Annotated in this window: 20 protein-coding genes and 1 pseudogene; 10 read left to right on the forward strand and 11 right to left on the reverse strand. The window is 72.7% G+C overall.

The window, feature by feature from the left end; translation table 11 throughout:
- Positions 1 to 5 precede the first annotated feature (5 nt).
- The 4 genes from IO29_RS32655 to IO29_RS32670 form a co-directional block, all read right to left on the reverse strand.
- The gene (locus IO29_RS32655) at positions 6 to 1439 is read right to left on the reverse strand and encodes a glucose-6-phosphate dehydrogenase (protein WP_030378274.1); all 1434 of its coding nucleotides are present in this window, start codon (positions 1437 to 1439) and stop codon (positions 6 to 8) included.
- Positions 1436 to 3265, reverse strand: coding sequence for a glycoside hydrolase family 15 protein (locus IO29_RS32660; RefSeq protein ID WP_030378273.1), 1830 nt, complete (start codon positions 3263 to 3265; stop codon positions 1436 to 1438). Before IO29_RS32660 ends, IO29_RS32655 begins: the two co-directional genes overlap by 4 nt.
- Before the next feature lie 51 nt (positions 3266 to 3316).
- The gene (locus IO29_RS32665) at positions 3317 to 4366 is read right to left on the reverse strand and encodes an NAD(P)-dependent alcohol dehydrogenase (RefSeq protein WP_030378272.1); all 1050 of its coding nucleotides are present in this window, start codon (positions 4364 to 4366) and stop codon (positions 3317 to 3319) included.
- A 222-nt stretch (positions 4367 to 4588) separates the two neighbouring features.
- On the reverse strand, positions 4589 to 5047 hold the full coding sequence (locus IO29_RS32670; RefSeq protein WP_030378271.1) for a universal stress protein: 459 nt from the start codon (positions 5045 to 5047) through the stop codon (positions 4589 to 4591).
- 301 nt (positions 5048 to 5348) lie between these two features.
- Between IO29_RS32670 and IO29_RS32675 the strand changes: the two genes are divergently transcribed.
- Both IO29_RS32675 and IO29_RS40490 read left to right on the forward strand, forming a co-directional pair.
- Complete coding sequence (locus IO29_RS32675; protein ID WP_030378270.1) at positions 5349 to 5804, forward strand: SRPBCC family protein; 456 nt, start codon at positions 5349 to 5351, stop codon at positions 5802 to 5804.
- Between the two features lie 49 nt (positions 5805 to 5853).
- Positions 5854 to 5955 (forward strand): annotated as a pseudogene (locus tag IO29_RS40490) (IS982 family transposase); the annotation flags it as partial.
- Positions 5956 to 6019: 64 nt separating this feature from the next.
- Here IO29_RS40490 and IO29_RS32680 read toward each other — a convergent pair.
- Positions 6020 to 6637: a TetR/AcrR family transcriptional regulator gene (locus IO29_RS32680; RefSeq protein WP_030378269.1), complete on the reverse strand. Its 618-nt coding sequence runs from the start codon at positions 6635 to 6637 to the stop codon at positions 6020 to 6022.
- A gap of 139 nt (positions 6638 to 6776) precedes the next feature.
- Here IO29_RS32680 and IO29_RS32685 point away from each other — a divergent pair, with 139 nt between their 5' ends.
- Entirely contained in the window at positions 6777 to 7700 is a 924-nt protein-coding gene (locus tag IO29_RS32685) for an SDR family oxidoreductase (protein WP_030378268.1), read from the forward strand.
- Between the two features lie 156 nt (positions 7701 to 7856).
- Positions 7857 to 8849 (forward strand): alpha/beta hydrolase fold domain-containing protein, encoded by a 993-nt coding sequence (locus tag IO29_RS32690; protein ID WP_051707605.1) that lies wholly within the window; start codon positions 7857 to 7859, stop codon positions 8847 to 8849.
- A 133-nt stretch (positions 8850 to 8982) separates the two neighbouring features.
- Here the strand turns inward: IO29_RS32690 and IO29_RS32695 are convergent, their stop codons facing one another.
- The gene (locus IO29_RS32695; protein ID WP_030378266.1) at positions 8983 to 9888 is read right to left on the reverse strand and encodes an NADP-dependent oxidoreductase; all 906 of its coding nucleotides are present in this window, start codon (positions 9886 to 9888) and stop codon (positions 8983 to 8985) included.
- Positions 9889 to 10008: 120 nt separating this feature from the next.
- Here IO29_RS32695 and IO29_RS32700 point away from each other — a divergent pair, with 120 nt between their 5' ends.
- Positions 10009 to 10470, forward strand: coding sequence for a MarR family winged helix-turn-helix transcriptional regulator (locus IO29_RS32700; protein ID WP_030378265.1), 462 nt, complete (start codon positions 10009 to 10011; stop codon positions 10468 to 10470).
- Positions 10471 to 10935: 465 nt separating this feature from the next.
- On the opposite strand, the gene IO29_RS32705 is transcribed toward IO29_RS32700, so the two are convergent.
- A complete protein-coding gene (locus tag IO29_RS32705; RefSeq protein WP_030378264.1) occupies positions 10936 to 11379 on the reverse strand; it encodes a DUF6278 family protein in 444 nt (147 codons plus the stop codon).
- Positions 11380 to 11556: 177 nt separating this feature from the next.
- Between IO29_RS32705 and IO29_RS32710 the strand changes: the two genes are divergently transcribed.
- Positions 11557 to 13383 (forward strand): SGNH/GDSL hydrolase family protein, encoded by a 1827-nt coding sequence (locus IO29_RS32710; protein WP_030378263.1) that lies wholly within the window; start codon positions 11557 to 11559, stop codon positions 13381 to 13383.
- Between the two features lie 80 nt (positions 13384 to 13463).
- Here the strand turns inward: IO29_RS32710 and IO29_RS32715 are convergent, their stop codons facing one another.
- From IO29_RS32715 to pcaC, 3 genes are all read right to left on the reverse strand, one after another.
- On the reverse strand, positions 13464 to 14243 hold the full coding sequence (locus IO29_RS32715) for an exodeoxyribonuclease III (protein ID WP_030378262.1): 780 nt from the start codon (positions 14241 to 14243) through the stop codon (positions 13464 to 13466).
- Between the two features lie 58 nt (positions 14244 to 14301).
- Entirely contained in the window at positions 14302 to 14937 is a 636-nt protein-coding gene (locus IO29_RS32720; RefSeq protein ID WP_030378261.1) for an MBL fold metallo-hydrolase, read from the reverse strand.
- Between the two features lie 84 nt (positions 14938 to 15021).
- On the reverse strand, positions 15022 to 16317 hold the full coding sequence (pcaC, locus tag IO29_RS32725) for a bifunctional 3-oxoadipate enol-lactonase/4-carboxymuconolactone decarboxylase PcaDC (RefSeq protein ID WP_030378260.1): 1296 nt from the start codon (positions 16315 to 16317) through the stop codon (positions 15022 to 15024).
- A 358-nt stretch (positions 16318 to 16675) separates the two neighbouring features.
- Here pcaC and IO29_RS32735 point away from each other — a divergent pair, with 358 nt between their 5' ends.
- The 4 genes from IO29_RS32735 (at position 16676) to IO29_RS32750 (ending at position 20086) form a co-directional block, all read left to right on the forward strand.
- Positions 16676 to 17452 (forward strand): polysaccharide deacetylase family protein, encoded by a 777-nt coding sequence (locus IO29_RS32735; RefSeq protein WP_030378258.1) that lies wholly within the window; start codon positions 16676 to 16678, stop codon positions 17450 to 17452.
- 212 nt (positions 17453 to 17664) lie between these two features.
- On the forward strand, positions 17665 to 18477 hold the full coding sequence (locus tag IO29_RS32740; protein WP_030378257.1) for an alpha/beta fold hydrolase: 813 nt from the start codon (positions 17665 to 17667) through the stop codon (positions 18475 to 18477).
- Positions 18477 to 19739 carry a PP2C family protein-serine/threonine phosphatase gene (locus IO29_RS32745; protein WP_030378256.1) on the forward strand — a complete coding sequence of 421 codons (1263 nt, stop codon included), beginning with the start codon at positions 18477 to 18479 and terminating at the stop codon, positions 19737 to 19739. The genes IO29_RS32740 and IO29_RS32745 overlap by 1 nt, the downstream gene beginning before the upstream one ends.
- Positions 19736 to 20086, forward strand: coding sequence for an STAS domain-containing protein (locus tag IO29_RS32750; RefSeq protein ID WP_030378255.1), 351 nt, complete (start codon positions 19736 to 19738; stop codon positions 20084 to 20086). Before IO29_RS32745 ends, IO29_RS32750 begins: the two co-directional genes overlap by 4 nt.
- A gap of 20 nt (positions 20087 to 20106) precedes the next feature.
- Here IO29_RS32750 and IO29_RS32755 read toward each other — a convergent pair whose 3' ends face one another.
- On the reverse strand, positions 20107 to 21372 hold the full coding sequence (locus IO29_RS32755; protein ID WP_030378254.1) for an SWIM zinc finger family protein: 1266 nt from the start codon (positions 21370 to 21372) through the stop codon (positions 20107 to 20109).
- Positions 21373 to 21545 lie beyond the last annotated feature (173 nt).

Genomic DNA, 21545 nt, shown 5'->3' on the forward strand with positions numbered 1-21545 from the left:
GGCCGTCAGATGTCGTTCGGCGGGGCCGCGGGGTCGTGGAGCAGGGCCTCGCGCCGCCGCAGGCTGTCCGCGGGCTGCTGGCGTGGGGGCGGTCCCGCTGAGCCGGCCGGGTACTCCTCCAGCGGCACCAGGTCCTTCTCCCAGGCGGACAGGACGGGTTCGAGGACCCGCCACGCCTCCTCGGCCTCGTCGCCCCGGATGGACAGGGCCGGGTCCCCCTCCAGGACGTCCAGCAGGAGCCGTCCGTAGGGGGGCAGGCCCGGTGGTTCCATCCGCGCGGTGAGCGCGAGCGGGGCGAGTTCGTCGGTGTGGGCGCCGATGCCCGTCAGGTCCAGGGCCAGGCCTTCCGGTTCGAGGTTGAAGCGCAGCACGTTCGGCAGTGCCTCCCCGCTGTGCCCGAACGGCAGATGGGGCACGGGGCGGAAGCGGACCGCGACCTCCTTGCGGTCCGCCGCGAGCGCTTTGCCGCTGCGGAGGCGGAACCTCGTGCCGGACCAGCGCCAGCTGTCCAGTTCCAGCTCCACCTCGGCGAAGGTCTCCGTGCGGCGCTGTGGGTCCACGCCGTCCTCGTCGACGTAGGCGGGCAGGTCGTGGTCGCCGATCCGGCCGGGCAGATAGCGCGCACGGCGTGTGCGGTGCACGACGTCGTACTCGGTCAGCAGCCGCACGGACCGCAGGACGTCGACCTTCCGGTCGCGCAGATCGCGCTCGCCGAGGGTGACCGGCGGTTCCATGGCCACCAGGCAGAGCAGTTGCAGAAGGTGGTTCTGGACCATGTCCTTGAGCGCCCCGACGTGGTCGTAGTAGCCGGCCCTGCCCTCCAGTGCCAGCGTCTCGTCCCAGACGATCTCGATCTCGGCGATGTGGGTGCTGTTCCAGATGGGTTCCAGTACGCGGTTGGCCAGGCGGCTGCCGAGGACGTTCTGCACGGTCGTCATGGCCAGGAAGTGGTCGACGCGGAACACCGCCTGCTCCGGTACGAGGTCGGCGAGCAGCCGGTTCAGCTCCTGCGCACCGGCCAGGTCCTCCCCGAACGGCTTCTCCAGCACGATCCTGCTGCCGGCCGGCAGGCCCGCCTCGTGCAGGGCCGTGATCACGGGCGGGAAGAGGGCCGGGGGGAGGGCGAGATAGACGGCGACGGGGCCGTCCCCCGCGACGGCCGCGGCGTCGTCGGCGGGATCGGTGACATCGGCCCGTACGTAGCGGGCGGCGGCCGTGATCGCCTCCTTGGCTCCGGCCGGACCGGACGGGTCGTGCCGCTCGAACTGGGCGGCCATCCATTCCCGGTACCGCTCGGTGTCCCAGTCCTCCCTGCTCGCGCCGGTCACTTCCCACCGCTCGCCGAGGTGCCCCGCCGCATGCAGGGCGGCCAGCGCGGGCAGCAGGTAACGCCCCGTGAGGTCGCCCGTCGCGCCGAAGACGGCCAGCCGGTCGATCATCGCTGCCCGCCTGCCTTCGCTCGGGCCAGGTTCACGCCACTGGCGATGACGCCGATGTGGCTGAACGCCTGCGGGAAGTTGCCCATGAACTCTCCTGTAGAGGGGTTGATCTGCTCCGACAGCAGCCCCAGCGGGCTGCTGCGGGCACAGAGCGAGGCATACAGTTCTTCGGCCTCCGCGATCCGGCCCTGCCCGATCAGGTTGTCGACCAGCCAGAAACTGCACAGCACGAAGGCGCCCTCGTCACCGGCCAGGCCGTCGGGGGACTCCTCGTGGACGTAGCGGTAGAGCAGCCCGCCGCCCGCGGACAGTCGCTCGGAGACGGCCTTGGTGGTCGCCACCATCCGCGGGTGGTCGGCCGGCAGCACCTGGCGCAGCGGGAGCGCGAGCAGGCTCGCGTCCAGTACGCCGCCACCGTCCAGGTGGGCGCTGAGGGTCTGGGCCTTCTCGTCCCACGACTGCTCCAGGACGAGCCGGCGCAACTCGTCGGCGGAGGCCCGCCACTCGGCGATCCGCCCGGGCAGACCGAGCCGTTCACCGATCCGCGCGGCCCGGTCCAGGGCCACCTGGCACAGCCCGGCCGAGTACGTGAACACCCGGCCCTCGCTGCGCACCTCCCAGATTCCCTGGTCCGGCTGGCGCCAGGCCCGCTCCGCGGTGTCGGCGAGCCCCGCGAGGCTCGCCCACAGCGCGGGCTGGATCTCACCGCCGGAGCGCAGCCACTGGTGGGCGCAGTCCAGGATCTCGCCGTAGACGTCGTGCTGGCGCTGGTCGGCGGCGCCGTTGCCCCAGCGCACCGGCGCGGAGCGCTGGTAGCCCTCCAGTTCCGCGTCCTCGACCTCGTCCGGCACCGGCCCGCCCCTCAGGTCGTACATGATCCGGGGCCGCCGGCTGTACTCGAAGGCGTCGAGGACCCAGCCGAGGAAGGCGTCGGCCTCGCCGCGGAAGCCGATGCGGCGCAGCGCGAACACGGCGTAGGCCGCGTCGCGGATCCAGGCGTAGCGGTAGTCCCAGTTGCGGATGCCGCCGATCGGCGCGGGCAGGGAGGAGGTGGGGGCCGCGACCAGTGAGCCGTTGGCCCAGTCGTCGCACAGCTTCAACGTGATCGCGGCTCGTCTGACCAGGGGTTCCTCGGGACCGCCGTAGTCGAAGTGCCGCATCCAGCGGTGCCAGGCGTCGGCGGTCGCCCGCAGCATCCCGTCGGTGTCGAAACGGTGGTGGCGGTGGAAGCGGCCCCAGGACAGTACGAGATCGAGGCGGTCGCCCTGCCGCAGGTCGTGGGTGCTGTGCAGGCCGGTGAGGGGACGGTTGGAGCGCAGGTGGAGCCGGAGGTCCGGCCGCCTGGACGGGCGCACCTCCAGTCCGCTGAACAAGGCGCGCACCTGGGCGCCGCCCCGGGGTTCCACCTCCGCCCGCAGGCGGACGGTGCCGGCCAACACCACCGCCGACCGCACGAGTTCGGCCCGGTCGGCCGGTGCGTCGTCGGTCAGGTCGGCGCCGGAGCGCAGGGTCAGCGCGTCGGTAACGCGCACCAGGCCGGTGCGGCCGCGCAGTTCGGTCACCAGGACGCCGGTGTCCGGTTCGTAGCGCTGCCGCGCCTCCACCAGCTCCTCGGGGGCCAGGGTGAAGTGGCCGCCTCGGGCATGGTCCAGCAGGCCGCAGAACAGCGGCTCGGCGTCGAACCGGGGCAGGCACATCCAGGGGATGGAGCCGTCCAGGCCCACCAGTGCGGTGGTCGTTCCGTCCCCGATGAGGCCGAGGTCCTCCAGCGGCAGATAGCCCGCACGGCCGCGGACCGGCCGGAACGGTGGATCGGGATCGTGCATGCCGTCTCGCTTCCGCAGCGCCGGGCAGATCGTCCTGTCAACGCGGGTCCGCTAGAAGGTGATCATCACCTTGATGACGTCTTCGAGCTTCTTGTCGGAGACCTCGAAAGCCCGTTCCATGTCATCGAAGTGGAACTCGTGGGTCGTCAGGTGCGAGGTGTCGACACGCTTGGTCTCCAGCACCCGCAGAAGTCGTTCCATCCGCAGTCTTCCGCCGGGACACAGTCCTGTGGCGATGGTCTTGTCCGCCATGCCCACGCCCCATTCGACGCGTGGGATGCGCACGAACTCGCCTTCGCCGAAATAGCCGGTGTTGGAGATCGTGCCGCCGGGCTTGGTGATCTTGACCGCGGTCTGGAACGTCACGTCCGCGCCGAGCGCCTCGATCGCGGTGTCGACGCCCTGTCCCCCGGTCAGTTCGAGGACCCGCTGGACGACGTCCTCGCTGGTGAAATCGACGATCTCGTCGGCGCCGTACAGCTGCGCGAGCTTCTGCCGGCTCGGGACCGACTCGACGCCGATGACGAGGCCGGCGCCGCGGAGCCGGGCCCCCACCGTCGCCATCATGCCGACCGGCCCCTGGGCGAGAACGGCCACGGTGCCACCGATCGGGATGTTGCCGTGTTCGGCGCCCATGAATCCGGTGGAGAGCATGTCGGCGCAGTAGACCGCGTCCGCGTCCGTGATGCCGTCGGGGATCCTGGCGAGATTGGCATCGGCGTCGTTCACGTGAAAGTACTCGGCGAACACCCCGTCCTTGGAATTCGCGAACTTGAAGCCCCCGAGCGGACCGCCGGACTGCGAGGGGTGGCCGTTCTGCGACGCCAGGTCGCCCCAGTCGGGGGTGATGGCGCCGACGAGCACGCGGTCGCCGGGCCGGAAGTCCCGCACCTCGCTGCCGACGGCGTCCACGACGCCGACCGCCTCGTGTCCCAGTGTCAGGTTCTCCCGTGGGCCGATGCCGCCCTGGACCGTATGGGAGTCGGAGGTGCAGATCAGGGCCCTGGTCGTGCGCACGACGGCGTCGGCCGGACCCGGCTGCGGAACGGGTTTCTCCATGAAACCCACCCGCCCGATCTCCTTCATCACGAATGCCTTCACGTGCCGCGTCCTCCTGCCGGTGCGCCGCTGTCACATGAGCGGCGGCGAGGACCGAGTGGGCTCACTCCGCGCCGGGAAGGTCGTCGCCCGCGCCGCTCACGCCTCCACGGTCACGGGGGCGGCGCCGCACCGCGATACGGCCGCCCGCGCAGTGCTGCTTTCCGGTGAATACAGGGACCACTCGGCGCAACGGCACTCACCACCGGGCCCGGGCGCGCGGGCTCAGCTCTCACCGCCGCGGACCACCAGGACCGGACAGACGGCGTGCTGAACGCAGTGCTGCGCCACCGATCCCAGCAGCAGCCCCGAGAAGCCGCCGAGACCTCGGCTGCCCACCACGAGCACGGCCACGTCTCGCGACGCGTCGATCAGCACACTGGCCGCGGTGCCGTAGCGCGCCTCGGCCCGCACCTCGACCGGCGGCGACGATCCCAGGGTCTCCTCGACGGCCTCGACGAGTTCGCTGTGCGCCCGGCTCTTCAGAGCTGCTTCGTCCGTGCTGGACGGGGGGAGCCAGGCGCGCGCGCCGTAGAAATGCGGAATGTTCCAGGCGGCCACCGCCTCCACCACTCCACGGGTGAGTTCCGCCTGGCGTGCGGCCCAGCGAAGGGCCTGCCTCGACGATTGCGAACCGTCCACCCCGACCACGATGCGGTCCGTCTTTCCCTGCTGGTCAGCCATGATTCCTCCTCGGTGCGACGGCGAGCGGGCGGCCACTGGGGCCCGCAGTCCGCCGCCGCGGGGCCTGGCCCCCCAGACTCACGCGTACGGCGTCACCCGCGCAGTCCGGCAGGTCCAGACGGGGGCGGGGCCCGGCCCCCGTCTGGACCTGCCGGACTGTGCACGGGGGGCCATCGGCAGGAGGCTTGAGGCCAGGCCCTTGGGTGGACGACCGCTCTCACCTGTTCCGGCCGCGGCCGGCCGTCGCACAGGAGCTTCGGTTCTCCGGTCACGTCCCCATCCCCCCCGGAGTGTGAATGGCATGGCCCGGAATCGCTGTCTGATCCTCAGCTCGCCCGCCGACGTCTGGCGCCTGCTGTCCGACGGCCGCCGCTACGGCGAGTGGGTGACCGGCACCCAGCAGGTTCTTGCGGCGGACCCGCACTGGCCAGAGGTGGGCGCCCGCCTGAAGGTCCGGGTCGGCGTCGGTCCCCTGGTCCTCGACGACACCTGCGTCGTCCGCATCTGCGAGCCACGACACCGACTGGAGCTGGAAGCGAGGGCGGACCCCTTCGGCTCGGCCCGCATCGCGATGAGGCTGATCCCCTGGGGCGAGAGCACACTGTTCACGCTCGACTGGCACCCGCTTCGAGGTCCCGGCACCCGGATGCACGGACTCCCCGTGGACTACGTCGTCAAGGTCCGCAACGGCATGATGCTGAGGAAACTGGCTCGGCTCGCGGTGCGCGAGCGGCGTGTGCTCGCACTGGAGGAATGAGTCCGGTGTCTGTGCCGGCCGCGACCATGGCGAAGGGTGCCCGTTGGTTCGTGTGGACGCCGAACTGCTGTGCCTGGCGGTCGCCCGGGCCCTCCTGGACCTTCCCTCGGCACGGCACTGGATCCGCTTCGCCCCCGCCCGACTGAACCACCGATCGCAGGCGCGAGCCTTGAGCGAGGCCACCGGGGGCCTCCTCGCTCAGCGTGCCCCCGTATTCATGCCATGTCGTCCTGGCCTGTGCGGCTCACGTCGTCGCTCCCGGCCGCATTCTCGGCGGCAGCGGTGAGGCGCCCGGCCGTGTCCAGGGTTTCTCGAATGTGCTGGGCGAGGGTGCGCCGGTCGGGGTCGTTGACCCAGCGTTCGTAGGCGACCTTGAACGCGGCGATCCCCATTTCCGCGGAGAGCGCCGCGGTGGTGGTGTCCACCCCGCGTTCACGCAGCGCCCGGGTGAGTGTCGCGGCGAGTGCCGCGAGCTTGGCCAGTTCGCGTTCCTGGAGTTCGGGGTTGGCGGCGATGACGGTCTGGCGTTGCCGTACCAGGTCCTCGCGCTCTTCGAAGACGGGAACGGCTTCGATCAGGGCGTGGGTGACCACCTCCAGCGGCGGGAGCGGGTCGGGGGCGGTGGCCGTGGCGTGCGCGAGGACGTCAGCGAGGGCGTTGGGCTGGAAGAGGACTTCCCGTTTGTCGGCGAAGTGCCGGTAGAAGGTGCGTTCGGTGACCTCGGCCCGGGCAGCGATCTCCGCCACGGTGGTGGCCTCGAAGCCCTTGTCGTTGTAGAGCTCCAGCGCCGCCTTCTCCAGGCGGCCCCGTGCGTCGGGTTTCCATCGGCTCATGCCGCGATCCTACCCCGCGATGACAGAGCCTGACATTAGCGTGATGACAGAGTCTGACATCGGGTGTACTGTGATGTCAGGATCTGACATCAGGGGTCCTCCGCCGCTGGTGGGGACCCGTAGCAGGAAGGCGCACACCATGCGCGTATTCGTCACCGGAGCCTCCGGCCACGTCGGCTCCGCCGTCGTCCCAGAACTCCTCGCAGCGGGACATCAAGTCCTGGGCCTGGCCCGCTCGGACAGGTCCGCCGCCGCGTTGACGGCTGCCGGTGCCGAGGTGCACCGAGGCGACCTCGACGATCTCGACGGCCTCGCCGCGGCCGCCGCCGCGGCCGACGGGGTCATCCACCTGGCCTTCAAGCACGACGCCATGTTCGCCGGCGACTTCGACGGCGCGGTCGCGGCGGATGTGCGCGCCGTCGAGGCGCTCGGGGACGCGCTCGCCGGCACCGGCAAACCCCTGGTGGCCACGTCGGGCACAGTGCTGTTCGCCTTCGCGGGACGCAAGGACACCCTCACCGAGGTCGACACGCTCGACGCGGGGCCGCGCATCGACGCCGAGAACGCGGTGGTCGCGCTCGCCGGACGCGGCATCCGCTCGTCCGTCGTCCGGCTCACTCCGACCGTGCACAGCACGCTCGACCGCAACGGCTTCATCCCGGGCTTCGTCTCCATCGCCCGGTCGAAGGGCGTCGCCGCCCATGTCGGCGACGGGGCCAACCGCTGGCCCGCCGTGCACACGCTGGATGCGGCACGCCTGTACCGGCTGGCGCTGGAATCCGCGCCGGCGGGGTCACGGCTGCACGCCGTCGGCGATGAGGGGATCACCTTCCGGGAGATCACCGATGCCATCGGCCGGGGGCTGAACCTGCCCGTGGTCAGCATCCCGCCGACGGAGGCCGAGGCCCACTTCGCCTTCCTGAGCGCCCACGCCCAGGCCGACAACCCGTCCTCGAGCACGCTGACCCAGGACCTCCTCGGCTGGAAGCCCGTCCAGCCCGGCCTCCTCGACGACCTCGGCCAGGACCACTACTTCGACGCCCCGGCGACCACCGCGAACTGAGCCCGCCACCCTCTCCGTCCCGCCCCGTTTCAGGCGCGGGGCTGGTCCACAGCCGCCCCGGCTCGAAGACAGGGAGTGCGGCGACCGCCTCGCCGCACCGACCGTCCGACCACTCTCCCGTGCCCTTGACGCAGACCCCACCCAGAAGGAAGAGCCATGCCCCGCTCCCGTCCCGCGATCGACAGCGAACTGTCCGCAGCACTCCAGGCCATTGCGATCGGCCCGAACGGCGTCTTCGACCTGACCGACCTCCCCGCCACCCGCCAGGCCGTCCGCGCGCTCGCCGAATCCATCGCCGCCACCCTCCCCGACGAGCCCACCGTCACCACCCACGAGATCCAGGTGCCGCGCGCCGAAGGCCCCGACGTCCCCCTCGTCCTGCTGCGTCCGCGGAACGCGCCCGGACCGCTGCCGGTCCTCGTGTGGTTCCACGGCGGTGGGCAGGTGCTCGGCTTCGCCGCGCAGGACACCCCCTGGCTCAAGCCGCTGTCCGCGGCACTCGGCTGCGCCATTGTCAGCGTCGACTACCGGCTGGCCCCGGAAACCCCCGCGCCCGGCGCCGCCGAGGACGGATACACCGCCTACCGGTGGATCAGCGACAACGCCCCCGGTCTCGGCCTCGACCCCACCCGGATCGGCCTGGCCGGCCAGAGCGGAGGCGGAGGCATCGCCGCCGCCACCGCCCTGCTGATCCGCGACCGCGGCGCAGCAAGCCCCCTGTTCCAGCTGCTGATGTACCCGATGCTCGATGACCGCAACACCACCGACTCCAGCCGTGAGATCACCGACATCGGCATCTGGGACCGCTCGACCAACCTCCTTGCCTGGCAGGCGATCCTCGGAGACCGGGCCGGCACCGAAGACGTCACGCCCTACAGCGCCGCCGCCCGGGCCACCGACCTCGCCGGCCTGCCCCCGACCTTCATCGGCGTCGGTGAACTCGACGTCTTCCGCGACGAGAACCTCGACTACGCCGCGGGCCTGCGCGCCCACGGCGTCCCCGTCGAGCTGCACCTCTACCCCGGTGCCTACCACGCCTTCGACATGTTCGCCCCGCAGTCCCACCTCGCGGCGAGCTTCCACCGCACCATGAACGAATACGTCGTCCGGCACTTCACGAAGGCCCGGGCAACGTCGACCGCTCGGTAACCGGCGGGTCGGACCGCCCGCGTCCTGTGCGGAATCCCGACAGCGCCTCGCAGCACATACGCAGTTGTCCCCGGCACCGGTGAAAGGAGCACCGGCCGTACGCGAGGCGGTGGAGCCGGGGCCTCGGTCGCCGTCACAGGGTGACGACTATCTTTCCCTGAGTGTGGCCGAGTTCGGACTCCCGGTGCGCCTCGGCGATCCTCTCCAAGGGGTAGGTCGCGGCGAGGTGGGGCACGAACAGGCCCCGGCCGCCCAGTGCCGCACCCTCCGCGAGCACGGCGGAGTCGTTCTCCGCATAGACGTGCCGTACTCCGAGTCCGCTCGCGCGGGCCGCGTCCGCGACCGTCACGACGCGCCCCGCGTCCCCGGCGATGGCGACGAGATCAGGGAGCGATCCGGAGGCTGCGGTGTCGAGGACGGCGTCCACACCGGCGGGGGCCAGTTCGCGGACCCGATCGGCCAGTCCTTCTCCGTATGTGGTGGGCAGCGCCCCCAGCGTGCGCAGGTAGGCGTGTTTGCCCGTGCTCGACGTGCCGATGACGGTGGCGCCGCGCGCCGCCGCCATGGCCACGGCGGCGCTGCCCACACCGCCGGCGGCTCCTTCGATCAGCAGCGTGCGGCCGGACAGGTCGCCCAGCTCGTTCAGCCCCCGGCCCGCGGTGGCGACGGCCAGGCCGGCGCCGGCGGCCTGCTCCAGGGTCCATGCCTCCGGCACCGTGGCCCAGGCGGTCAGCGTGGCGTACTGCGCGCTCGCTCCCCATATCCCGCCGAGGCCGAACACCCGGTCACCGAGGGCGACCCCGGTGACGCCCTCGCCGACCTCGTCCACCAGACCGGCGGCGTCGCGACCGGGGACCGCCGGGAAGTCGACCGGGAACTGGGCGCGTACACCCCCTGAACGCAGCTTCCAGTCGACGGGGTTCACACTGGCGGCGGTGACCTGGATGCGGATCTCGCCGGGACCGGCATGCGGTTGCGGGACGTCTTCGATGACGAGCACGTCGGCGGGACCGTAGTCGTGGTAGCGGGCAGCACGCATGGATACTCCTTGATCACACAGTTACTTGCTTCGGAAACTAACTTAGAGTCGATTGGTTTCCGTGGCAAGTAACTGAAAGAAATTTACTGTGGAAAGTACCTTCGCGCTACGATCAGGCGCGTGGAAGCGAACCATGAGCTTGCCGCCGCCGAGGCGGAGACCTGGGAGTCACTCCTGTCGGTGCTCCTCTGGCTCCCCGCGGCGCTGGACGGACAGCTCAAACAACAGGGCCTGAGTCACCACGAGTTCCTGATCCTGTGGTGCCTGACCCGGCATCGGGACCGTACACACACCATGAGTTCACTCGCCGAACTGTCCCGGGTCACCCCGTCGCACCTGTCCCGCATCGCGTCCCGGCTGGAGCGGCAGGGCTGGCTCGTACGCGAGCAGAACCCGTCGGACGCCCGGATCACGATCGCCTCGCTGACCGAGGCGGGGGCGCTCAAGTACGCGGAGGCGGCGCCCGCCTACTACGCGGCCCTGCGCCGGCACGTCTTCGAGCTGCTCACCGAGGAGCAGGCTCGTCAACTTGGCGGGATCACCGCGCAGATCGCGCAGTCCCTCGATCCCCGCTCCGGCTAGGGCCTGTCGTTCGGATCAGGTCGCAGGGGACCGACGGTGCCGTTTCAGCGCCGGCCGCCGACCTGCACGGGCCTCGCGGCCGACGGTGGCACCCGGTGGGCGGCCGGCGGGCTGACAGCACGAGGACGCCGGGGGCCCGGCCCGTCCGGCGTGCAGCTGACCTTCTTCTCGTCGGCGGACGACCCGTCGTGCGTGTCGGTTCCGCCGCGCGAGCAGTGATCCTCGGCTGCCGCCGGACAAGGCCGGCCGGGTGCGGTGCGCTGCTCCCCCTGGTGACGCGTGCCGTTCGATCGACGGACCGACAGCCGTGCGGGGTCAGCCTACTCGCTGCCGGCGCGGGCCTCCCGTACGGGCGCGGGCCGTGGCGCGCGCGGGATGTGCGCGGGGTGTGCGCGGGCGTGCGCCGGCCCGGGGTGGAGTGGGGCGCGGGGTGGGTGCTCCAGGGCGCGGGGTGGGGCTCGGGGGTCACGCCACTTCCGCGTAGACCTGGGACAGTTCGGGCGCGCCGGTCACCGCCCAGTCCTGGCCGTCCGTCACCACGTCGATCTCCCGGCCGGTGGCGAGCAGGACCACCGGGTGCCCCGACCTCAGCTCCCAGACCGCGCCGGGCACCGTCCGCACGATGACCGTGCCGAGGTACAGCCCCGCGTCGTTGCCCAGCCAGGGCAGCAGTTCCTCGTCGTCCCGCCAGCGCGGGACCAGTTGGTCGAGCGCCGCCAGCGAGTCCGCCGTGTCGTCCAGTTCGACCCCCGCCCGCTCGGCCTGCGCGCGCAGCAGTTCGCACTCGGCCAGCAGTGCGGCGATCCCCTCACCGCCGGAGCTGTCGGGGTCGCCGGCGGTGAGCACCGCACCCCCGAGGGCCGTCGCACCGTGGCTCTTGCGCCAGTTGCCCAGAAAAGGGATGTTCATATGTCCAATGTGGCATCGTCCCCGCGCCGTGCACCAGAAGCGCGCGGTACCGGTGTGTTCATCCGCGGTTCATTGACGATTCGCCTCCTCCTCCCTAGCTTCAAGAGGCATCTGGTGTCCCGTCAGTTCCTCTTTCCGTTCCCCCTGTCGTTTTCTTACTTTCGAGAGGAGCCCCTGGTGCGCCTGCGTCTCGGGTGGGTGGCCGCGGCCCTGGGGGTGTGCGCGGGGGTCCTGCTGCCCGGCGCGCCCGCGCGGGCGGCGGCGGGGACGGCCACGGGCCCGGGCGCCGGTTCCGGCGCCGTGTCGCTCGCGCGGCTGTTCGACAACGTGGCCGTCAGCGACGACGCCCGGCCGGACGCCGCGGACTTCGACGGGGCCGGGCGTTCGCTGTCGGCGCGGGATCTGACGGCGGCCGGCTGGACGCCGGGGCGCGTACTGACCGTCCAGGGCGCCCGGCTGACCTGGCCCCGTACCGCCCCGGGCGCGCCGGACAACGTACGGGCCGCCGGGCAGTCGGTACGGCTGCGGGGCCGCGGCGACGCGCTCGCGTTCCTCGTCGCCGGCACCGGGGCCGAGGGCGCCGACGCCGGCGGCTCCGGCACGGTGCGGTACGCCGACGGCTCGCGCTCCGCCTACCGGCTGACCGCCCCCGACTGGCGCACCGGCCCCCTCGCCACCAAGGCCGTCGCGCTGCCGCACCTCAACACGCCCGCCGGTCCGCTCGCCGAGCGGGCGCGGCTCTATGTGGTGACGGTGCCGCTCGTACGCGGCCGGGCGGTGGCGTCGGTCGCGTTGCCGCGCGACCGCGACCTGCATGTCTTCGCGCTGTCGGTGCGGTCCGCCGGGCGCGGCTGGACGGGCAGCTGGGCCGCCGCGACCTCGGGGTACACCTCGGTCGGCCCGTGGACCGACCGCACCCTGCGGCTCGTCGTGCACACCTCCGTGGGCGGGCCGCGGGCGCGGCTGCGGTTCGACAACACCTTCGCCCCGTCGCCGGTGCGGATCGGCGGGGCGACGGTGGCGGTGCGGGGTTCCGGGGCGGCGGCGGCCGGGACGCCGGTGCCGCTGTCCTTCGGCGGGGCACGGGGCGTGACGGTGCCGGCGGGCGCGCAGGCGGTCAGCGACCCGGTTCCGTTCGCGGTGCCCGCCGACGCCGACCTGCTGGTCAGCTTCCAGCTGCCGGGGACGGTCACGGCGGCGCCCGTGCACCGGCTCGCGCTCCAGCGGTCGTACCTCAGCGAGCCGGGCGACCACACGCGGGACGGCGGCCCGGAGGCGTACACCTCGACGCTGACGACCTGGCCGTTCCTCACCGGCGTCGACGTGGGCGGCGGCACCGGCGGCGACGCGGGCAAGGGCACCGGCGGCGGCCCGGGCACGGTGGTGGCGCTCGGGGACTCGATCACCGACGGCGAGAAGTCCGGCACGGACACCAACCGGCGCTGGCCCAACGTGCTGGCCGGCCGGCTGCTGGACCAGCGCGCGGTCCCCCACTACGGGGTGCTCGACGAGGGGATCTCCGCGAACCGCGTGGTCACCGACCGCTATCCGGGCGACGGGGTCTCCACCGACACCGGCGGGGTGAGCGCACCGCACCGGCTGGACCGTGACGTACTGGCGCAGACGTCGGTACGGACCGCCGTGGTGTTCGAGGGCGTCAACGACGTCCGCTGGGGCGCCACGGCGGACCAGGTGATCGCCGGGCTGCGCGAGCTGGCCGACCGGGCGCACGCGCGCGGGGTCCGGATGCTGGCCGCGACGATCGCCCCGTGCGAGGGCGAGGCGCTGTGCACCGCCGGCGCGGACGCACGGCGCGCGGCGGTCAACGCCTGGCTGCGCCAAGCCGACGGCACGTTCGACGGCGTCCTCGACTTCGACGCCGTCCTGCGCGACCCCGGCCGTCCGACGCGGCTGCGGCCGGAGTACGACAGCGGCGACCATCTGCACCCCGGCCCGGCGGGCCTCGCCGCGCTGGCGGACTCGGTGGACCTGCGGCTGCTGTGAGGCGGGGCCGGCACCGGGCGGGCGTGCGGTTGGCCGGTGTCGGCCCGTGCGGTTGACCGGGGCCGGCCCGTGCGGGCGGCTCAGACGTCCAGGTCCACCACCACCGGCGCGTGGTCCGAGGCGCCCTTGCCCTTGCGCTCCTCGCGGTCCACGTACGCGTCCTGGACGGCCTTGGCGAACGGTTCGTTGCCGTACACCAGGTCGATCCGCATGCCGCGGTTCTTGGGGAAGCAGAGCTGGCGGTAGTCCCAGTAGGTGTACGGGTGGTCGTACTTCAGCGGGCGCGGGACCACGTCCGTCAGACCCGCCCCGCGCAGGGAGGCGAGCGCGGCGCGCTCGGCGGGGGTGACGTGGGTGGAGCCCTCGAAGGCGGCGCGGTCGTAGACGTCGTCGTCGGTGGGGGCCACGTTGTAGTCGCCGAGGACGGCGAACGGGCGGTCGCCCGCCGCGTCCCCGGCGATCGCCGCGCGCAGCGCCTCGAACCACTGGAGCTTGTAGGCGTAGTGCGGGTGGTCGACCTCGCGGCCGTTGGGCACGTAGACCGACCAGACGCGGACCGGGCCGCAGGTCGCGGAGACCGCGCGGGGCTCCTGGACGCCGTCGTACCCGGGATCGCCGGGGAGGCCCTTGACGACGTCCGTCAGGCCGACGCGGGAGACCACCGCCACGCCGTTCCACCGGCCGGTCGCGTGCACCGCGGACTCGTAGCCCAGCTCGCGCAGCGCGTCGGACGGGAACTGTTCCTCGGTGGTCTTGGTCTCCTGGACGCACAGCACGTCCGTCCCGCTGCTCTCCAGCCAGGCGAGCAGCCGGGGCAGCCGAGCGGTGATCGAGTTCACGTTCCAGGTCGCGATGCGCATGCCCTACAAACTACCGGGCGGGTCCGACAACGCGGCCGGGCCCGGCTTCGCCGGGCGCTCAGAGCTCGGCGGAGCCGCCGGAGCCGAGCCGCAGGTGCTCGGCGCCGCCGAGGCCGCCGATCATGCCGTCGTAGACCGGGCGGGCGAGGTCGGTCAGGAGCGCGTCGTGGATGTCGTACGCGCGCTGCGGCTTCACCTCGCGGACGTAGTCGATGACGTCGGCGATCTTGTTCCAGGGGGCCATCACCGGCAGCATCAGCGTCTCGACGGGGTGGTCGGGGACGGTGAGCGCGTCGCCGGGGTGGAAGACGGCGCCGCCGTCGATCAGGTAGCCGACGTTGGTGATCCGCGGGATGTCGGGGTGGATCACGGCGTGCAGCTCGCCGTGGACCTGGACGTCGAAGCCGGCGGCGGTGAACGTGTCGCCGTGGCCCACGGTGTGGACGCGGCCGGGGAACGCTGCGGAGAGCTTCTCGGCGACCGACTTCAGGGTCCAGATCCGGGCCTCGGGGTTGGCCTCGAGACCGGCCCGCAGCCGGCCCTCGTCGAAGTGGTCCATGTGCTCGTGCGTGACCAGGATCGCGTCCGCGCCGACCGCGGCGTCCTCCTCGCTGAGCATGCCGGGGTCGATGACGAGGGTGCGTCCGTCCTTCTCGAGGCGGACACAGGAGTGCGTCTTCTTGGTGAGCTTCATGGTTCCATCCTGCCCCCGGCGCGGCGGTGGCGGAGCACGTCAGGGTGGTGCTTCCGCTGCCCGGATCGTGGCCGGACCCCGGGATCACTCGGGGGTGGTCTCCTCGCGGATCACCTGCTGGGCCACCCGGAAGGCGCCCTGGGCGGCGGGGATGCCGCAGTAGACGGCGGTCTGCAACAGCACCTCCTTGATCTCGGCGGGGGTCAGCCCGTTGCGCAGGGCGGCGCGGACGTGCGCGCCGAGCTCCTCGGTGTGCCCGCCGGCGATCAGCGCGGCGAGCGTGACGCAGCTGCGCGCACGGCGGTCGAGTCCCGGCCGGTCCCAGATCTCGCCCCACGCGTACCGGGTGACGAGCTCCTGGAAGTCGCCGGAGAACTCGTCCGCCGCAGCCAGTGCCTGGTCCACGTGCGCGTCGCCGAGCACCTCGCGGCGCACCTTGATCCCGGCGTCGTACGGGTCGGGCCGGCCCACCGGCTCGGGCTGGGCGGCGGCCGGGGCGATCGCGGCCAGCGGCGTGGTCCCCGGCCCGACGACCGGCGCCGGGGGCACCGGGACGGCCGGGAGCGGGATCTGGCCGGTGGTGGTGTCGAACACCGGCTGCTGCCACGCGCTGGAGAAGTGGCGTACGAGCAGGTCGGTGACGGCGCCGGGCTGTTCGACCGGGACGAGGTGGGAGGCGCCGGGGACGACCGCGAGCCGGGCGTCGGGGATGCCGGCGACCAGGGTGCGGGCCTCGGCCGGCCCGGTGACCTGGTCCTCGGAGCCGGCCAGGACGAGCGTGGGCACGCCGATGCGGCCGAGTTCGCCGCGCACGTCGAACGCGGCGAGGGCCTCGCAGGCGGCGATGTAGCAGCCGGGGTCGGTGGTGCGGACCATCTGCACCGCCCACTCGGTGATCGCGGGCTGCGCGGCGGCGAACCCGCCGGTGAACCAGCGCTCGGGCGAGGTACGGGCGATCGGGTCGAGCCCGTTGCTGCGGACGATCACCCCGCGCTGGCGGAACTCGTCCGCCGTGCCGAACCGGGGCGAGGCGGCGATCAGTACGAGGGAGGCGAGCCGCTCGGGGTGGCGCAGCGCCAGTTCGAGGCCGACGGCGCCGCCGAACGCGCAGCCCGCGTAGCCGAACCGCTGCACGCCGAGCGCGTCGAGCGTGGCCAGCAGCCGCCGGGCGAGATCACCGACGGCCCCGGCCGGATGCGCGGGCGCGCCCCCGTGCCCGGGCAGATCGAACCGGAGCACCCGCCACTGCTGGGCCAGTTCGGGGATCTGGCGGTCCCACATGTGCCATGTGGTGCCGAGGGACGGTCCCAGGATCAGGACCGGGGCGTCTTCCGGCCCGTCAAAGCGGTATTGCAGCGTTTCGATCTTGGCTTCGCTCACCGGTTCACACCTTTGTCGTCACGATCTCTCACACGTCCCCTGCGAGACCTCCCCATGCCTGCGCCGCGGGAAGCAGGTCCGCCACGTCCGGCTTCACGTACCGCTCCTCCGTCGTCTTCACGTTCGTGTGCCCAACCCGCCTGGTGAGCAGGTCATCGGCCACCCCGTTGTCCGCGGGGCACGTGAGGCAAGACGCCCGAGCATCGTACAGAGGCCCCCTGGGGAGGCCGTTGCCGTCCATGAGGGCGTTCGGGGCGCCCGCCCGGCGCCCGTCGCTCCACGGCGCCTCGCACATGTGTCCTACCTCACCAACGGGGCCGCCGGGCAACCCGTGCGGCACCGGGGCCTTCTCCCTGTCGTGAAGATCCTCGCCAGGCGGCCCCGCCTGTTCGTACTTTTGACCCTGGCCGTGGTGGCGGTGGTGACGGCGACCGTCGTCGTGATCGTCCGGGCGAACCGGATGGAGACGCTCTCCCCGCGCACGGAACGTGATCGGGCGGCGTCCGGAGCACGAATACCGTCGGGGCAGGTCGACTGCCGGAAAGCCAAGTGCATCGCACTCACGTTCGACGGCAACCCGGGCGAACCCACCGACCGGGTGATGGACCTCCTCAAGGAGTACAAGGCGCCCTCGACGTTCTTCCTCGAGGGCCGTCGCATCCACCGGTTCCCGGACGTGGTGCGGCGGATGGCCCGGGACGGCCACGAGATCGGGGACCACACCTGGACCCACCCGGTGCTGACCGATGCGTCCGACGCGCAGATCCGCGACGAGCTGCGCCGTACGGCAGGGGCCATCTCCCGCCTCACCGGCAGCGAGCCGACGCTGATGCGCCCGCCCCAGGGCCGCACCGACGACCGCGTCTCCGAAATCTGCAAGGAACTGGGGATGGCGGAGGTGCTGTGGACGGTGACCGCGAAGGACTACGCCACGGACGACACCGCGCTGATCACCCGGCGCGTCCTCGAGGGCGCCGACCGGGACGGGATCATCCTGCTCCACCCGCTGCACAAGGGCACCGTCCCGGCCATGCCGTCCATCCTGCGGGCGCTCAGCAAGCAGGGCTACACCTTCGTGACCGTCTCCCAGCTGCTCGCTCCGGGCAAGGCCGAACCGGGGAAGATCTACAAGTGACGTCCCAGCCCGACAGCGGGGGCGTGTGAGTCCGTGAGCAGACAGCGCTGGTCCGGGCTGGGGCTCCCCGTCGCCGCCGTACGGGCGGACCCTGCGAGGGCCGTTCTCGTCCATGTTGCCGCGGGCCCGCGGCCGGACCCGCCGCCCGCCGGGTGGCGGGGTGGCGGCCGGGGGCAGAGGGTCACGAGGGGCGGGATGCGAGGATGGGACCCATGGACGTACGAGCCAGGAACCATGTGACGGTGACAGGCCGGGCGGACGGGCCGGTGCTCGTGCTGGCCCACGGATTCGGCTGCGACCAGAACATGTGGCGTCTGGTGGTGCCGGTCCTGGAGCGCGACTTCCGGGTGGTCCTCTTCGACCACGTGGGGGCGGGCCGCTCGGACATGTCGGCCTGGAGCGAGGCCCGCTACGCCCGCCTCGACGGATACGCGCAGGACGTCCTGGACGTCTGCCGCGAGCTGGACGCGGGCCCGGTGGTCTTCGTGGGGCATTCGGTGAGCGCCATGATGGGCGTGCTGGCCGCCGCGCAGGAGCCCGAGCACTTCGCCGGCCTGGTGCTGCTGACCCCCTCGCCGTGCTACATCGACGATCCGGCCACCGGCTACCGGGGCGGGTTCAGCACCGAGGACATCGACGAGCTGTTGGAGTCACTGGACTCCAACTACCTGGGCTGGTCGGCGGCGATGGCCCCGGTGATCATGGGCAACGCGGAGCGTCCGGAGCTGGGCCAGGAGCTGACCAACAGCTTCTGCCGCACCGACCCGAAGATCGCCCGGGTCTTCGCCCGGGTCACCTTCCTGTCCGACAACCGCGACGACCTCGCGCGGGTCACGCTCCCCACCTTGATCGCGCAGTGCTCCCACGACGCGATCGCCCCGCCGGAGGTGGGGTCCTTCGTCCACTCCCGGATCGCGGGCAGCGAGCTGGTCACCCTGGCCGCGACCGGGCACTGCCCGCAGCTGAGCGCGCCCGAGGCGACCGCCGCGGCGATCGCCTCCTTCGCCGCCGGGATCGCCCGGTGATGTGCGAGGCCGACGACGGCCACCCCGGCGGGACGGGCCGCGACGGCGAACCGGAGGACGAGCGGGCACTGTTCTCCGCGCTGCTGGAGGACAGTGCCGAGGACCTGTACGAGAACGCGCCGTGCGGATATCTCTCCACACTGCTGGACGGCCAGATCGTCAAGGTCAACAAGACGCTGCTGGACTGGCTCGGCCACCGCCGCGAAGACCTGGTCGGGCGCAAACGGTTCTCCGACCTGCTCACGGTGGGCGGCCGGCTCTACCACGAGACCCACTTCGCGCCGCTGCTGTCCATGCAGGGCGAGGTCGGCGGCATCGCGCTGGAGATGAGGACCGCCGACGGCTCCCGCCTGCCGGTCCTGGTGACCTCCACCGTCAAGACCGGCCAGGACGGGCAGCCACTGCTGATCCGCACCACTGTCACCGACGCCCGCGACCGGCGCGCCTACGAGACGGAGCTGCTGCGCGCCCGGCAGGAGGTCGACCGGGAGCGCGACCGCCTCCAGACCCTGGCCACCACATTGCAGCGCACCCTGCTGCCCCCGGTTCTGGACGACGTACCCGGCCTGGACGTCGCCGCCTACTACCACATCGCCTCCGTCGACGAGGTCGGCGGCGACTTCTACGATCTGTTCCCCCTCGCCCACGGCACCTGGGGCCTGTTCCTCGGTGATGTGTGCGGCAAGGGCGCCGCCGCGGCCGCGATCACCTCGCTCGCCCGCTACACGCTGCGCGCCGCCGCCGTCTACGACTCCGATCCCGCCGCCGTGCTCGGCAATCTGAACACCGTACTGAACCACGAGTACAGCGGCACCGACCCGCGGTTCTGCACGGTGATCTTCGGACTGCTCACCCCCGTCGACGACGAGGGGGCCTTCCAGGTCACCCTGGCCAGCGGCGGCCATCCGCCGGCCATCCTGATGCGTGCCGACGGGAGCGCCGATGAGCTGCCCACCCCCGGCGGCCAGCTCATCGGCGCCCTGGCGGACGCCCACATCGCCACCACCACCGTCCGCCTGGAGGCCGGCGACACCCTGCTGCTCTACACCGACGGCCTCACCGAGGCCCACACCGACCGATCCGGCGGCCGGTACGGCGACGAAGCACTTGTGGACTTCGCGCGCTCGCTGGCCCCCACCACCGCCTCGGACACCGTCCAAGCCCTCGGCGACCTGCTCGGCACCCTTGGCGCCGGCGTGGACGACGACACCGCTGTCCTTGCGATCAACGTGCCCCGATCCCCCAGTGAAGAGCAGCAGTGAGCTCCCTGACCGTACACACCCGCACCGGCGCCGGCGGACCCGTCATCGAACTGACCGGCGACCTCGACCACCACAGCGCTCCCCAGGCCCGGGAGGCCCTGGAACGCCTGGACCTGCACGCGGGCCAGCAGTTGATCATGGACCTGGGTGGTCTCACCTTCTGCGACTCAAGCGGCATCACCGTACTGATCGCCGCCCGCAACCACGCCCTCCGGATGAGCGCGGACATCGCCCTGGCCGCCGTCCCCGACCGCGTCCAGCGCATCTTCCGCATCGTCGGCCTGGAACAGGTCTTCACCACCCACGCCACCGCCCAGGAGGCGGCAGCCGCCTGGAGCGGACCGTGAGGTCGGGCCCCGTCCCGCCGTCACGGTAGGGCGCCGAGTCCGGTGAGCGCGCCGATCGGGTCGAGGTCGGGGGTACCGCGGGGCCACCAGTCCTCCGTTCCGGGTTCCGACTCGTAGGCGTACCAGAGGTGGTCGCGGCCGAGGCGGAGCTGGACGTGGCCGGCGGGGTGGGTGAGCCGGTTGCGCCAGGGGCGGAAGGCGGGCAGGTCGGCGGCGAGGAGCAGCGGGCGGGCCCGGTCGAAGCGGCCCGCCGGCGGGTCCCACGGCTCCTCCAGGACGGCGAGCCCCTCCGGTCCGCCCTGCCGCCAGGCGGCGACCGCACGGGCCAGGTCGGCGGTCGTACGGCCGGTGGCGGCGGCGAGCGAGGCGTAGAGGGCGCGGGTGGTGGCGGTGAGGCCGGAGCCGGGGCGGGCGGCGGCGAGGCGGACGGCGTCCTGCCACAGGGTCAGCTCGGCCACGGGGTCACGTCCCGTGGTGAGCAGGGCGTGGGCGCGGGCGGCCGCGTCGGTGGCGAGCTGGTCGAGGGCGAGCGGGTCCGGGCCGCCGGGGGCGGCGGGGTGGGCCGGTGGCTGCTCGGGGTGCGGGAGCGGGGGCAGCGGGGCGGGGAGCGGCGGGAGGGTGCGCGGGGCGAGGGCGTCGCGGGCGCGGACGCCGGGCAGGGCGGCCGTGTCGTGCGCGTTCTGTGCGGCGCGGGCCGCGCGGGCGGCGCTGCGGCGGGAGAGGGCGTCGAGGAGTGTGCGTTCACCGCGGCCGCGGAGTAGGAGCAGGACGAAGGGGTCCTCGTCGAGCAGGCGTGCGGTCTGGTAGCAGAGGGCGGCGGCGTGCTTGCAGGGGTGGCCGCGGTCCGGGCAGCTGCACAGCGGTTCGAGGTCACCGGGGCCGGGGAGCAGGGGGACGCCGCAGTCCGCGAGCGAGTGCGGCATCTCCTTGTCGAGGAGGGCGGCGATGTGGCCGGGGCGTTCCACGGCGGCATCCAGGAAGCGGTCCCAGTCGGCGTCGGAGAGGGTGCGGAGGCGGACCTGGGTGCGGTAGGGGCGGGGGCGGCTGCCGCGGACGTAGGCCAGGACCTGGCCGGGGGTGACGGTGATGGCGTCGACGTTGCCCTGGGCGGCGTAGGCGCGGCCGCGGGTGAGGCGGGCGGGGTCGAGGGCTCCCGCCTCCAGGGCGGTGAGCCAGGCGTTGCCCCACCAGGTGGTGGCGAACGGCTCGCCTGTGGCTCCGCCGGTTCGGGCGGGGAAGGTGGCGAACGTTCGCCGGAGGTCGCCGTCTCGGGAGGGGGCGGCCATGGTGCCGGGGGTGCGGGGGGGCCGGGGGGGCTCGGTGCGTGCGCGGGTGCGGGTGTGTCGGGGCTGGTCGCGCCGTTCCGCGCGCCCCTGGCAGTGGGCGGGGGTGAAGGGGTGGCATCGGGTGTGGGGCCCTTGGGCGCCGGGGAGCTCGGCAGGTTCGGTGCGTCGGCGGG

Origin of the sequence: Streptomyces sp. NRRL F-6676 (assembly GCF_000725625.1) — a bacterium.
In the GTDB taxonomy this organism is placed as follows: domain Bacteria; phylum Actinomycetota; class Actinomycetes; order Streptomycetales; family Streptomycetaceae; genus Streptomyces.

Coding starts and splice junctions, on each gene's coding strand:
- IO29_RS32655 (WP_030378274.1), bottom strand. CDS start 1,439: ATGATCGACCGGCTGGCCGTCTTCGGCGCGACGGGCGACCTCACGGGG.
- IO29_RS32660 (WP_030378273.1), bottom strand. CDS start 3,265: ATGCACGATCCCGATCCACCGTTCCGGCCGGTCCGCGGCCGTGCGGGC.
- IO29_RS32670 (WP_030378271.1), bottom strand. CDS start 5,047: ATGGCTGACCAGCAGGGAAAGACGGACCGCATCGTGGTCGGGGTGGAC.
- IO29_RS32675 (WP_030378270.1), top strand. CDS start 5,349: ATGGCCCGGAATCGCTGTCTGATCCTCAGCTCGCCCGCCGACGTCTGG.
- IO29_RS32680 (WP_030378269.1), bottom strand. CDS start 6,637: ATGAGCCGATGGAAACCCGACGCACGGGGCCGCCTGGAGAAGGCGGCG.
- IO29_RS32685 (WP_030378268.1), top strand. CDS start 6,777: ATGCGCGTATTCGTCACCGGAGCCTCCGGCCACGTCGGCTCCGCCGTC.
- IO29_RS32690 (WP_051707605.1), top strand. CDS start 7,857: ATGCCCCGCTCCCGTCCCGCGATCGACAGCGAACTGTCCGCAGCACTC.
- IO29_RS32695 (WP_030378266.1), bottom strand. CDS start 9,888: ATGCGTGCTGCCCGCTACCACGACTACGGTCCCGCCGACGTGCTCGTC.
- IO29_RS32705 (WP_030378264.1), bottom strand. CDS start 11,379: ATGAACATCCCTTTTCTGGGCAACTGGCGCAAGAGCCACGGTGCGACG.
- IO29_RS32715 (WP_030378262.1), bottom strand. CDS start 14,243: ATGCGCATCGCGACCTGGAACGTGAACTCGATCACCGCTCGGCTGCCC.
- IO29_RS32720 (WP_030378261.1), bottom strand. CDS start 14,937: ATGAAGCTCACCAAGAAGACGCACTCCTGTGTCCGCCTCGAGAAGGAC.
- IO29_RS32740 (WP_030378257.1), top strand. CDS start 17,665: ATGGACGTACGAGCCAGGAACCATGTGACGGTGACAGGCCGGGCGGAC.
- IO29_RS32745 (WP_030378256.1), top strand. CDS start 18,477: ATGTGCGAGGCCGACGACGGCCACCCCGGCGGGACGGGCCGCGACGGC.
- IO29_RS32755 (WP_030378254.1), bottom strand. CDS start 21,372: ATGGCCGCCCCCTCCCGAGACGGCGACCTCCGGCGAACGTTCGCCACC.